The sequence below is a fragment of the Azorhizobium sp. AG788 genome (assembly GCF_943371865.1).
Classification (GTDB): Bacteria; Pseudomonadota; Alphaproteobacteria; order Rhizobiales; family Xanthobacteraceae; genus Azorhizobium.
On sequence record NZ_CALRWL010000013.1, the window covers coordinates 1 to 13,292 of the forward strand.

At 63.7% G+C, this 13,292-nt stretch carries 9 protein-coding genes, 1 tRNA gene and 1 pseudogene; all 11 read left to right on the forward strand.

The window, feature by feature from the left end:
• A pseudogene (gene tuf / locus AAG816_RS09805) lies at window positions 1–249 on the forward strand (elongation factor Tu); the annotation flags it as partial.
• Between the two features lie 261 nt (window positions 250–510).
• A tRNA-Trp gene (locus AAG816_RS09810) sits at window positions 511–587 on the forward strand.
• A gap of 315 nt (window positions 588–902) precedes the next feature.
• Window positions 903–1,100 carry a preprotein translocase subunit SecE gene (gene secE / locus AAG816_RS09815; RefSeq protein WP_341989427.1) on the forward strand — a complete coding sequence of 66 codons (198 nt, stop codon included), beginning with the start codon at window positions 903–905 and terminating at the stop codon, window positions 1,098–1,100.
• Window positions 1,101–1,108: 8 nt separating this feature from the next.
• A complete protein-coding gene (nusG, locus tag AAG816_RS09820; RefSeq protein ID WP_341989428.1) occupies window positions 1,109–1,639 on the forward strand; it encodes a transcription termination/antitermination protein NusG in 531 nt (176 codons plus the stop codon).
• Between the two features lie 267 nt (window positions 1,640–1,906).
• Window positions 1,907–2,356: a 50S ribosomal protein L11 gene (rplK, locus tag AAG816_RS09825; protein WP_341989429.1), complete on the forward strand. Its 450-nt coding sequence runs from the start codon at window positions 1,907–1,909 to the stop codon at window positions 2,354–2,356.
• A gap of 5 nt (window positions 2,357–2,361) precedes the next feature.
• Window positions 2,362–3,063 (forward strand): 50S ribosomal protein L1, encoded by a 702-nt coding sequence (gene rplA, locus AAG816_RS09830; protein ID WP_341989430.1) that lies wholly within the window; start codon window positions 2,362–2,364, stop codon window positions 3,061–3,063.
• A gap of 574 nt (window positions 3,064–3,637) precedes the next feature.
• On the forward strand, window positions 3,638–4,156 hold the full coding sequence (gene rplJ, locus AAG816_RS09835) for a 50S ribosomal protein L10 (protein WP_341989431.1): 519 nt from the start codon (window positions 3,638–3,640) through the stop codon (window positions 4,154–4,156).
• Window positions 4,157–4,206: 50 nt separating this feature from the next.
• Window positions 4,207–4,578, forward strand: a complete 372-nt coding sequence (gene rplL / locus AAG816_RS09840; protein WP_341989432.1) for a 50S ribosomal protein L7/L12 — start codon at window positions 4,207–4,209, stop codon at window positions 4,576–4,578.
• Between the two features lie 145 nt (window positions 4,579–4,723).
• Complete coding sequence (locus tag AAG816_RS09845; RefSeq protein WP_341989433.1) at window positions 4,724–4,861, forward strand: hypothetical protein; 138 nt, start codon at window positions 4,724–4,726, stop codon at window positions 4,859–4,861.
• On the forward strand, window positions 4,836–8,966 hold the full coding sequence (rpoB, locus tag AAG816_RS09850; RefSeq protein ID WP_341989434.1) for a DNA-directed RNA polymerase subunit beta: 4,131 nt from the start codon (window positions 4,836–4,838) through the stop codon (window positions 8,964–8,966). Before AAG816_RS09845 ends, rpoB begins: the two co-directional genes overlap by 26 nt.
• A 121-nt stretch (window positions 8,967–9,087) precedes the next feature.
• Entirely contained in the window at window positions 9,088–13,263 is a 4,176-nt protein-coding gene (gene rpoC, locus AAG816_RS09855) for a DNA-directed RNA polymerase subunit beta' (protein WP_341989435.1), read from the forward strand.
• Window positions 13,264–13,292: the final 29 nt, after the last annotated feature.

Here is a 13,292-nt window from a genome sequence, read left to right on the forward strand (position 1 = left end):
ACCAAGGAAGAAGGCGGCCGTCATACGCCGTTCTTCACCAACTACCGTCCGCAATTCTACTTCCGGACGACCGACGTGACGGGCGTGGTGACGCTTCCGGAAGGCACCGAAATGGTGATGCCGGGCGACAACATCTCCGTGGACGTGCATCTGATCGTGCCGATCGCCATGGAAGAGAAGCTGCGCTTCGCTATCCGTGAAGGCGGTCGCACCGTCGGCGCCGGCGTCGTCGCCTCCATCATCGAGTGATGTCAGGATCCGCATCGCGGATCTAAGGAGCGGGCCGGCATTTGCCGGCCCGTTTTTTTGTGCCCGGAGGATCAGGCGCGCGGTCCCCGAGCGCCGCGTACGGCCGCGGGCCCCCGGCACGGGACCCCGTTGGCCTGGGGATAACCCGCCGACGCGCGCCTGCCCCTTTACAGATTCAATTTGGCTGACTAGACACACAAGCCCGTTGCGCTGGATCGTTTCCCGGCGCGGGGTCGCTTACCCTCATGCGAGGCGGCCTTTAGGAGTGTAGCTCAACTGGTTAGAGCACCGGTCTCCAAAACCGGGGGTTGGGGGTTCGAGTCCCTCCACTCCTGCCATGCGCAGGACAAGAAGCGACGCCCGTGTCAGGATAGCTGAACGCCTGCGGGTGCAGGTTCGGCCCTCGCTCGTCGAGGGCATTCGGGCGGCGGTCTTTGGCGAATCCCATCCGAGGATTCGAGACTCGTATCGCTTCCGCCGGTATATGCCCGGCACGAGTTCCGCCAAGGTCACCCACGGCCGGGCGGAGGGTGAGGTTCAAACGGCAGGCCGGCAGGGCGAACGTCCACAGGGCGAGCGTCCAGGCGGTGTCCGCAAGATCAGAAAGGTGGCTGCGGCGCGGACCCTCGGGTCGGGCGAGCGGTCGAAGCGACATGGCAAAGAACGGTCCCGTGGAGTTCTTTCAGCAGGTCCAAGCCGAAACGGCGAAGGTGACCTGGCCGACGCGGCGCGAGACGCTGATCACCACCGGCATGGTTTTCGTGATGGTGCTGCTGGCGTCCGTCTTTTTCCTGGTCGTCGACCAGATCCTGCGGTTCGGCGTCAGCCAACTCCTGAACATAGGGCACTGAGAGACGTCATGGCCAAGCGTTGGTACATCGTCCACGCCTATTCCAACTTCGAGAAGAAGGTGGCGGATTCGATTCGCGAGCAGGCGGATCAGCGCAACCTCTCGGACCTGTTCGAGCAGATTCTCGTGCCCACCGAAAAGGTGGTGGAAGTGCGCCGCGGCCGGAAGGTGGACGCCGAGCGCAAATTCTTCCCGGGCTACGTGCTGGTGAAGATGGACCTCACCGACGAGGCCTTCCATCTCATCAAGAACACTCCGAAGGTCACCGGATTCCTGGGCGCCGACAACAAGCCCATGCCGATTTCCGAGAACGAGGCCATGCGCATCCTGCAGCAAGTGCAGGAAGGCATCGAGCGGCCGAAGCCCTCCATCAGCTATGAGGTCGGTGAGACGGTGAAAGTGTCCGACGGGCCCTTCGCATCGTTCAACGGCATCGTGGAAGAAGTGGACGAGGCCCGCTCGCGCCTGAAGGTGGCGGTCTCCATCTTCGGCCGCGCCACCCCGGTGGAACTGGAATTCGGCCAGGTCGAGAAGACCTGATCTTCTGCCCTATTTCGTATGGCCTCGCGCCTCCCGGCTTGTGTCGGGGGGCGTGATGCTGTATGCGATGCGCCCTTCGCTCGTCCGGTCTCCGGACATGCGAAGATGACGGCGGAAACGTCGTCGCTGTGGCCCCCGACCCCTGGTCGACGGTGCCAGCGTGGGAGGTGACGGAGCGTCTCGCCAAGCGCTCCTGCGACCCGCACCACGCATCCCGGCCCACGCCCGCCGTACGCGGTGGCGAAGGCCCATTACGGGAGTACTCACATGGCGAAGAAAATTACCGGTTACGTCAAACTGCAGGTGCCCGCGGGCAGCGCCAATCCGGCGCCCCCGATCGGCCCCGCGCTCGGTCAGCGCGGCCTGAACATCATGGAATTCTGCAAGGCCTTCAATGCGCAGACCGCGCAGCTGGAAAAGGGCATGCCGATTCCCGTGGTGATCACGGCCTATCAGGATCGCTCTTTCACCTTCGAACTGAAGACCCCCCCGGTCTCCTACTTCTTGAAGAAGGCCGCTGGCCTTGAGACCAAGAAGAAGCCCGGCTCCGGCTCCAAGACCCCGGGCAAGGGTGCGACGGTCGGCAAGGTCACGCGCGCTCAGCTCGCCGAGATCGCCGAGAAGAAGATGAAGGATCTGAACTGCGAGACCATCGAGGCCGCGGTTCTCATGCTCGAAGGTTCCGCCCGGTCCATGGGCCTCCAGGTTCAGGGGTGATCGTGATGGCAAAGCAAGGCAAGCGCATCCGCGCAGCAAACGAAGGCATCGATCGCCTGAAGCTCTACCCCCTGGACGAGGCGCTGGCGCTTCTGAAGGAGCGGACCACGGCGAAGTTCGACGAGACCATCGAGGTCTCCATCAACCTGGGCGTTGACCCCCGCCATGCGGACCAGATGGTTCGTGGCGTGTGCCAGCTGCCCAACGGCTCCGGCCGGACCGTGCGCGTGGCGGTGTTCGCCCGTGGCGCCAAGGCGGATGAAGCTCGCGCGGCCGGCGCCGACATCGTCGGCGCCGAGGATCTGCTCGAGATCGTCCAGGGCGGCACCATCGAGTTCGATCGCTGCATCGCGACCCCGGACCTGATGCCGCTGGTCGGTCGTCTCGGTAAGGTGCTTGGCCCGCGCGGCCTGATGCCGAACCCGAAGGTCGGCACCGTCACCATGGACGTCAAGGCTGCCGTTGCGGCTGCCAAGGGCGGCGCGGTGGAGTTCCGCGTCGAGAAGGCCGGTATCATCCACGGCGGTATCGGCAAGGCCTCGTTCGAGACCGAGAAGCTGTCCGAGAACATTCGCGCCTTCGTGGACGCGGTGGTCAAGGCGCGCCCGACCGGCGCGAAGGGAACCTATGTGCAGCGCGTGGCCGTGTCGTCCACCATGGGGCCCGGCATCAAGGTCGAGCCCAATACGGTGGTTGTCGCCGCCTGAGTTTGAAGGGCCGGGTTCACCCGGCCCTTCATTGCCTGCGGGCATATTCGGGCCGCTATGCGGATTCCACATGGTCGCTGCACCGAAAAGCACGTGACACAGCGTCGGGGACGGTCTATATGACCCGTTCCCGTGCCACGGAGACGTGGTGCGGTGCTTAGAGTTTTCAGCTTTCGCCCGGAAACGGGCGAGGGGGCTGGGAGGGTTCGCCCGCCCGGCCTTAACGCCTGTCCAAGCTTGCCCGCAAGGGTCGGAATGGAGAGGTGAAGTCCTGTCCGAGACTGCAGGTGCCGCACCTTTGGTGTGGCTTAATCCTCGCCAGACGCCTCGCCGAGGTGTCCTCTGGAGGGCCAGCATAGACGGGGGGAAGACCAGATTTCGCGCCGCATGCCGAGAGGCATGGCTGGCAAAAGATCGGTTCGAACCAGCGCCTTGTGGCCGGTGACCCGGATCCGAGGGGACAGGGCATGTGAGCGTCGCTTGTCTGCGACCGACATGTTCGGGAAGAGACGAGCGGCAAGGCGCAACCGGTGAAGCCATCTTGGTTTCACCACAGGCTTAAAGAGAGCCAGCAGTGGATCGAGCGGAAAAACAAGAGCTCGTCACGACGCTCACCGAAGTGTTTAAAACCACTTCCGTCGTCGTGGTGGCCCACTATTCCGGGCTCACCGTTGCTCAGATGTCGAAACTCCGTCGGCAGATGAAGCAGAATGGTGCGACCGTGAAGGTGGCTAAAAACCGCCTCGCGAAGATCGCTCTGGAAGGCTCCGACGTTGCCCACGTGGCGCCCCTTCTCAAGGGACCCACGGTGATCGCTTATTCGAGCGATCCGGTGGCAGCGCCGAAGATTGCCGTCGAGTTTGCCAAGGCGAATGAAAAGTTCGTCATCCTTGGCGGCGCGATGGGCAAGACGGCCCTCAACGTCGACGGTGTGAAGGCTCTGGCCACCATGCCGTCCCTGGATGAACTGCGTGCCAAGATCGTCGGCCTGGTACAGGCTCCGGCGACCAAGCTGGCCCAGCTCACCACCGCGCCGGCAGCGAAGCTCGCCCGCGTGTTTGGGGCTTATGCCGCTCAGGACGAAGCCGCGTAGGCGGTTGGATCTCGCAATCCTGGAATTCGAACCTATCTTAGGAACATACAATGGCTGACCTGACCAAGCTCGTCGACGAGCTGTCCTCCCTGACCGTTCTCGAAGCTGCCGAGCTGGCCAAGCTTCTGGAAGAGAAGTGGGGCGTTTCCGCTGCTGCCGCCGTTGCGGTTGCGGCCGCTCCCGCCGCGGCTGCTGCCGCTGTGGAAGAGCAGACCGAGTTCACCGTCGTCCTCGCGGCCGCTGGTGAGAAGAAGATCGAAGTCATCAAGGAAGTCCGCGCCATCACGGGTCTCGGCCTGAAAGAGGCGAAGGATCTCGTTGAAGCCGCTCCGAAGCCCGTCAAGGAAGGTGTTTCCAAGGACGAAGCCGAGAAGCTCAAGGCCCAGCTCGAGAAGGCTGGCGCCAAGGTCGAGCTCAAGTGAGCTTTTGACGTTCAGCGGTCCCGGGTTCGCCCGGGGCCGTTTTTCGCGTCCCGGTTGGGGCGCGAGTTCATGCAAGCGGTTCCCCAGGTCGCCGTCGGGCGCGACGACCTGGCGAGCCGTGGCGGTTCGGAGGGGAATGGCTGTCATGGCCCCCAACCTCTCCGGCGTGATGGTGACGGCGGTCTTTTTCGCCGGTGCGGCGTGCCTCGCCTTCGAGGAGCCGGCCGAGCACAAGACCAGGACGGACGAGGATCGAGATGGCGCAAACGTTCACCGGTCGTAAGCGGATCCGCAAATTCTTCGGAAAGATCAAGGAAGTGGCCGAGATGCCGAACCTCATCGAGGTTCAGAAGGCATCTTACGATCAGTTCCTGCAGGTCGATGAGCCGAAGGGCGGACGCGCAGACGACGGTCTCCAGGCGGTGTTCAAGTCGGTATTCCCGATTTCGGACTTTTCCGGGTCCGCCATGCTGGAGTTCGTGCGCTACGAGTTCGAGCCGCCGAAGTATGACGTGGACGAATGCCGCCAGCGCGGCATCACGTTCGCTGCGCCGCTCAAGGTGACGCTGCGCCTCATCGTGTTCGATGTGGATCCCGATACCGGCGCCAAGTCGGTGAAGGATATCAAGGAGCAGGACGTCTACACCGGCGACATCCCGCTGATGACCATGAACGGCACGTTCATCGTCAACGGCACCGAGCGCGTGATCGTCTCCCAGATGCACCGGTCGCCGGGCGTGTTCTTCGATCACGACAAGGGCAAGACCCACTCCTCGGGCAAGCTGCTGTTCGCGGCCCGCATCATTCCCTATCGCGGCTCCTGGCTGGACATCGAGTTCGACGCCAAGGACATCGTGTTCGCGCGCATCGATCGTCGCCGCAAGATCCCGGTGACGAGCCTGCTGTTCGCGCTCGGCCTGGATGCGGAAGAGATCCTCGATACCTTCTTCGAGAAGATCGCCTACACCCGCGCCAAGGGCGGCTGGCGCATGCCGTTCGATCCCAAGCGGATGAAGGGCTACAAGGCCGTTGCCGATCTGATCGACGCCGACACCGGTGAAGTGGTCATCGAGGCCGGCAAGAAGCTGACCGTCCGCAACGCCCGCCAGCTGGTGGAAAAGGGCCTCAAGGCCCTGCGCATCTCCGACGAGGAGATGGTGGGCCAGTACATCGCCGAGGATCTGGTGAACGTCGCCACCGGCGAAGTGTTCGCGGAAGCCGGCGAAGAGATCACCGAGAAGGTGCTGAAGACGCTGGAAGAGGCCGGGTATAACGAAATCCCGATCCTCGACATCGATCACATCAACACCGGCGCCTACATCCGCAGCACCCTCGTCGCCGACAAGAATTCGACCCGCGAAGAGGCCCTGTTCGACATTTACCGCGTGATGCGTCCCGGCGAGCCGCCGACCATCGACAGCGCGCAGGCGATGTTCCATTCGCTGTTCTTCGATCCCGAGCGCTACGACCTGTCTGCGGTCGGCCGGGTGAAGATGAACATGCGCCTGGATCTGGACGCGGAAGACACCGTGCGGATCCTGCGCCGCGAGGACATCCTCGCGGTCATCCGCACCCTGGTGGAACTGCGCGACGGCAAGGGCGAGATCGACGACATCGATCACCTGGGCAACCGTCGCGTGCGTTCGGTCGGCGAACTGATGGAGAATCAGTATCGCGTCGGCCTGCTGCGCATGGAGCGCGCCATCAAGGAACGCATGTCGTCCGTGGACATCGACACCGTGATGCCGCAGGACTTGATCAACGCCAAGCCGGTGGCGGCTGCGGTGCGCGAGTTCTTTGGCTCGTCGCAGCTGTCGCAGTTCATGGATCAGACCAACCCGCTGTCGGAGATCACCCACAAGCGCCGCCTGTCGGCGCTTGGACCGGGCGGTCTGACCCGTGAGCGGGCGGGCTTTGAAGTCCGCGACGTGCATCCGACCCATTACGGCCGCATCTGCCCGATCGAGACGCCGGAAGGCCCGAACATCGGCCTGATCAACTCGCTGGCCACCTTCGCCCGGGTGAACAAGTACGGCTTCATCGAGACCCCGTACCGCCGGGTGACCGACAGCCGCGTCACCGACGAAGTGGTCTACCTCTCCGCCATGGAGGAGGGGAAATACTACGTCGCGCAGGCCAACATTCCGCTGAACGCCGAAGGCGGGTTCGAGGAAGACCTGATCGTCTGCCGCCACGCCGGTGACGTCCTTCTGGTCGCTCCCGACCGCGTGGACTTCATGGACGTGTCGCCCAAGCAATTGGTGTCGGTGGCCGCGGCCCTGATCCCGTTCCTGGAAAACGACGACGCGAATCGCGCGCTCATGGGCTCCAACATGCAGCGCCAGGCGGTGCCGCTGGTGCGCTCGCAGGCGCCGCTGGTGGGTACCGGCATGGAAGCGGTCGTGGCCCGGGATTCCGGCGCCGCCATCGCGGCCCGCCGCACCGGCGTCATCGATCAGGTGGATGCCACCCGTATCGTGATCCGCGCCACGGAAGAGGCCGATCCGTCCAAGTCGGGCGTCGACATCTACCGTCTGATGAAGTTCCAGCGCTCCAACCAGTCCACCTGCATCAACCAGCGTCCGCTGGTGCGCGTGGGTGACCTGGTGAACAAGGGCGACATCATCGCCGACGGTCCGTCGACGGAGCTGGGCGAGCTGGCCCTGGGCCGGAACGTGCTGGTCGCGTTCATGCCGTGGAATGGCTACAACTACGAAGACTCCATCCTGCTTTCCGAGAATATCGTGAAGGAGGACGTCTTCACCTCGATCCATATCGAGGAGTTTGAAGCCATGGCCCGCGACACCAAGCTCGGGCCTGAGGAAATCACCCGCGACATTCCCAACGTTTCGGAAGAAGCGCTGAAGAATCTCGACGAGGCGGGCATCGTCTATATCGGCGCAGAAGTCCGCGCCGGCGATATCCTGGTGGGCAAGATCACCCCCAAGGGCGAAAGCCCGATGACGCCGGAAGAAAAGCTGCTGCGCGCCATCTTCGGTGAAAAGGCCGCGGACGTCCGCGACACCTCCTTGCGCCTGCCCCCCGGCACCACCGGGACCATCGTCGAAGTGCGCGTGTTCAATCGCCACGGCGTCGATAAGGACGAGCGCGCTTTGGCCATCGAGCGCGAGGAAATCGAGCGTCTCGCCAAGGATCGTGACGACGAGCAGGCGATCCTGGACCGCAACGTCTATGGCCGCCTCACCGAACTGCTGGACGGCAAGGTCGCCATCGCGGGCCCGAAGGGGTTCAAGAAGGACGGCCAGATCACCCGCGCCCTGCTCACCGAGTTCCCCCGCTCGCAGTGGTGGTTGTTCGCGGTTGCGGACGATGCCCTGATGACCGAGCTGGAAGCGATCCGCGCCCAGTACGACGAGTCCAAGAAGCGCCTTGAGCAGCGCTTCCTGGACAAGGTCGAGAAGCTGCAGCGCGGAGACGAGCTGCCTCCCGGCGTGATGAAGATGGTCAAGGTCTTCGTCGCCGTGAAGCGCAAGATCCAGCCGGGCGACAAGATGGCCGGCCGCCACGGCAACAAGGGTGTGGTTTCGCGCATCGTCCCGGTGGAAGACATGCCGTTCCTTGAGGACGGCACCAATGTGGACATCGTGCTGAACCCGCTCGGCGTGCCCAGCCGCATGAACGTCGGTCAGATCCTGGAGACCCACCTCGGGTGGGCCTGCGCGGGTCTGGGTCGCCAGGTGGCGGCGGCCATGGATGCCTATTACGGCACCAAGGACACCAGCGGCCTGCGGACCACGCTGGAGACCATCTACGACAAGGAAGAGATCACCGTGCTCAATGAGAGCCAGGTGCTTGAACTTGGCGAGAACCTCCGCAAGGGCGTGCCCATGGCCACCCCGGTGTTCGACGGCGCCCATGAGGCCGATATCGAGTTGCAGCTGGAGAAGGCGGGGCTCAACCCCTCCGGCCAGTCCACGCTCTATGACGGCCGCACCGGTGAGCCGTTCGATCGTAAGGTGACTGTCGGCTACATCTACATGCTGAAGCTCCACCATCTGGTGGACGACAAGATCCATGCGCGGTCGATCGGGCCTTACTCGCTGGTCACGCAGCAGCCCCTGGGCGGCAAGGCGCAGTTCGGCGGGCAGCGGTTCGGCGAAATGGAAGTGTGGGCGCTGGAAGCCTATGGCGCCGCCTACACGCTGCAGGAAATGCTGACCGTGAAGTCCGATGACGTCGCGGGCCGCACCAAGGTCTACGAGTCCATCGTGCGCGGCGAAGACACCTTCGAAAGCGGCATCCCGGAAAGCTTCAACGTGCTGGTGAAGGAAATGCGGTCGCTCGGCCTCAACGTCGAGCTGCTGAATTCCAAGACCGGCAAGCAGACCAATCCGGGCACACGCGAAAATCTTCCCGCAGCCGAGTGAGGCTGTGACTTCGGGAGCCGCGGGCGATGTCGCCCGCGCTCCTGCCGGTATGTTCTGAACTTTCCGGCCGGGGCCCCCAAGCGGCATGGGGGCCGATCCGGCCGCGCCGAAGGAGACGGCCATGAATCAAGAGGTGATGAATCTCTTCAATCCGGCGACCCCGGCTCCGACGTTCGATCAGATCAAGATCTCGATCGCGAGCCCGGACAAGATCACGTCGTGGTCCTACGGCGAGATCAAGAAGCCGGAAACCATCAACTACCGCACGTTCAAGCCCGAGCGCGACGGCTTGTTCTGCGCGCGCATCTTTGGTCCGATCAAGGACTATGAGTGCCTGTGCGGCAAGTACAAGCGCATGAAGTACAAGGGCATCATCTGCGAGAAGTGCGGCGTGGAAGTCACGCTGTCGCGGGTGCGCCGCGAGCGCATGGGCCACATCGAGCTGGCCGCGCCTGTCGCCCACATCTGGTTCCTGAAGTCGCTCCCGAGCCGCATCGGCCTGCTGCTCGACATGACGCTCAAGGACCTCGAGCGCATCCTGTACTTTGAATATTTCGTCGTCATCGAGCCGGGCCTCACCCCGCTCAAGTACCGGCAGTTGCTGTCGGAAGACGACTATCTGCGCGCCCAGGACGAGTATGGCGACGACAGCTTCACCGCCATGATCGGCGCTGAGGCCATTCGCGAACTGCTGCGCTCCATGGACCTGGAGAAGCTGGCGGCGGACATCCGCGTCGAGATCACCAACGCCACCACCGAGCTGAAGCCCAAGAAGCTCGCCAAGCGGCTGAAGATCGTCGAGGCCTTCCAGGCGTCCGGCAACAAGCCGGAATGGATGATCCTCACCCATGTGCCGGTGATCCCGCCGGACCTGCGCCCGCTCGTCCCCCTGGACGGCGGCCGGTTCGCGACCTCCGATCTGAACGATCTCTATCGCCGCGTCATCAACCGCAACAACCGCCTGAAGCGCCTCATCGAGCTGCGGGCGCCGGACATCATCATCCGCAACGAGAAGCGCATGCTTCAGGAAGCGGTGGATGCGCTGTTCGACAACGGCCGTCGCGGCCGCGTCATCACCGGTGCCAACAAGCGTCCGCTCAAGTCGCTCGCCGACATGCTGAAGGGCAAGCAGGGCCGGTTCCGCCAGAACCTGCTCGGCAAGCGCGTGGATTACTCCGGCCGCTCGGTCATCGTGGTGGGTCCGGAGCTGAAGCTCCACCAGTGCGGCCTGCCGAAGAAGATGGCGCTGGAGCTGTTCAAGCCCTTCATCTACGCCCGTCTCGACGCCAAGGGCCATTCGGCCACCGTCAAGCAGGCCAAGAAGCTGGTGGAGAAAGAGCGTCCCGAGGTGTGGGATATCCTCGACGAGGTGATCCGCGAACATCCGGTCATGCTCAACCGCGCCCCGACCCTGCATCGCCTGGGCATCCAGGCGTTCGAGCCGGTGCTGATCGAAGGCAAGGCGATCCAGCTGCATCCGCTGGTCTGCGCCGCCTTCAACGCCGACTTCGACGGCGATCAGATGGCCGTGCACGTTCCGCTCTCGCTGGAAGCCCAGCTGGAAGCGCGCGTGCTGATGATGTCCACGAACAACGTTCTGCATCCCGCCAACGGCATGCCGATCATCGTTCCCTCGCAGGACATCGTGCTGGGCCTCTACTATCTCTCCATCATGCGCGAGGACGAGCCCGGCCAGGGCATGATGTTCGCGGACATGGGCGAGATCGACCATGCCATCGCCGCCAAGGCGGTGACGCTGCACACCAAGATCCGCGGCCGCTACATCGGCGTGGACGCCGAGGGCAACCGCGTCTCCAAAATTTATGAAACCAGCCCTGGTCGCATGAAGATCGGCGAGCTGCTGCCGAAGCATCACAAGGTGCCCTACGACGTCGTCAACAAGCTGATGACGAAGAAGGAAGTCTCCAACATGATCGATGCCGTCTATCGGCACTGCGGTCAGAAGGAGAGCGTGATCTTCTGCGACCGCATCATGTCGCTGGGCTTCTACAACGCGTTCCGCGCGGGCATTTCCTTCGGCAAGGACGACATGGTCGTGCCGAAGAAGAAGTGGCAGCTGGTGGAGGAGACGCGCTCCCTCACCAAGGAATACGAGCAGCAGTACAACGACGGCCTGATCACCCAGGGCGAGAAGTACAACAAGGTCGTTGACGCCTGGGGCAAGTGCACCGACCGCATCGCTGACGAGATGATGAAGGAAATCTCGTCCGTGAAGAAGGATCCCGTCACCGGACGGGATGCGCAGATCAACTCCATCTACATGATGTCCCACTCCGGGGCGCGTGGGTCGCCGGCGCAGATGAAGCAGCTGGCCGGCATGCGCGGCCTGATGGCGAAGCCCTCCGGCGAGATTATCGAGAGCCCGATCATCTCGAACTTCAAGGAAGGCCTGACCGTGATGGAGTACTTCAACTCCACCCACGGTGCGCGTAAGGGCCTGGCCGACACCGCGCTGAAGACCGCGAACTCCGGGTACCTCACCCGCCGTCTCGTGGACGTGGCGCAGGACAGCATCATCACCGAGGTGGATTGCCACAGCCAAAGCGGCATCCATATGCGGGCCATCGTGGACAGCGGGCAGGTGGTTGCCTCCCTGTCGTCCCGTGTGCTCGGCCGTACCCCGGCGGAGGACGTCATCGACGTGGTCTCCGGCGAGGTGATCGTGCCGAAGGGTGGTCTGATCGAAGAGCACCACATCGAGCGCATCAACAAGTCCGGTATCCAGGAGATCAAGATCCGCTCGGTGCTGACCTGCGAGACGCGCAATGGCGTCTGCGGGACCTGCTACGGTCGCGATCTGGCCCGCGGCACACCGGTCAATATGGGCGAGGCGGTCGGCGTCATTGCGGCGCAGTCCATCGGTGAGCCGGGTACCCAGCTCACCATGCGCACCTTCCATATCGGCGGCGCGGCGCAGCTGGCGGACTCGTCCTTCGTGGAGTCCAACTTCGAAGGCATCGTGCGGATGCGGAACCGCAACGTCGCCCGCAACTCCGAGGGTGACCTCGTGGTGATGTCGCGCAACCTCGCGGTTGTGATCACCGACGCGGACGGCACCGAGCGCGCTGTGCATCGGATCCAGTACGGCTCCCGTCTGAAGGTGGACGAGGGCGATGTCATGAAGCGTGGCCAGCGCATCGCGGAATGGGATCCCTACACCCGTCCGATCCTGACCGAAGTGGAAGGCGCCGTGGCGTTCGAGGATCTGGTCGAAGGCCAGTCCATGAGCGAAGCGGTCGACGAAGCGACCGGCATCGCCAAGCGCGTGGTCGTGGATGCCCGCGTCGTCCGCGGCGTGGATCTGCGTCCGGCCATCCTGCTGAAGGGCAAGGACGGCAAGATCTCCAAGCTGCCCCGCGGCGGCGAGGCGCGCTACCAGCTGCCCGTGGAAGCCATCATCTCGGTGGATCCCGGCCAGGTCATCAAGGCCGGTGACGTGGTGGCCCGCGTGCCCATGGAGAGCGCCAAGACCCGCGACATCACGGGCGGTCTGCCGCGCGTGGCGGAGCTGTTCGAGGCCCGCCGTCCCAAGGATGCGGCGATCATCGCGGAAATCAGCGGCACCATCCGCTTCGGCCGCGACTACAAGAACAAGCGCCGGCTCACCATCGAGCCGACGGAAGGCGAGACCGTCGAGTACCTGATCCCCAAGGGCAAGCACATCCATCTGCAGGATGGCGACGTGGTGGAGAAGGGCGACTTCCTCGTCGACGGCAATCCGGCGCCGCACGACATTCTGGCGATCAAGGGCGTGGAAGAGCTTGCCGCCTTCCTCGTGAACGAAATCCAGGAAGTCTATCGTCTTCAGGGCGTGAACATTAACGACAAGCACATCGAAGTGATTGTCCGCAATATGCTCCAGAAGGTCGAGATCGACGACGCCGGCGAGACCGAGTTCCTCGACAACGAGCAGGTGGATCGGATCGAACTGGCGGAAGCCAACGAACGGGCCAAGGAAGAGGGCCGCAAGCCCGCGACCGGCCACCCGGTTCTGCTCGGCATCACCAAGGCGAGCTTGCAGACGCGGTCGTTCTTCTCAGCGGCTTCGTTCCAGGAGACCACCCGTGTCCTCACGGAAGCGGCGGTCAACGGCAAGGTCGATCCGCTGGATGGTCTGAAGGAGAACGTCATCGTCGGTCGTCTGATCCCGGCCGGCACCGGCGCGCAGATGAGCAAGCTGCGTGTGGTGGCGAATTCCCGCGATGATCTCATCCTCGCCACCCGTGGCGAGAGCGAGAGCCCCCTGGTGGAAGGCCCAGCCGACGCGGCTGAGTGACGCTATAGGGCCGTCGGTCCCTGGCGAAT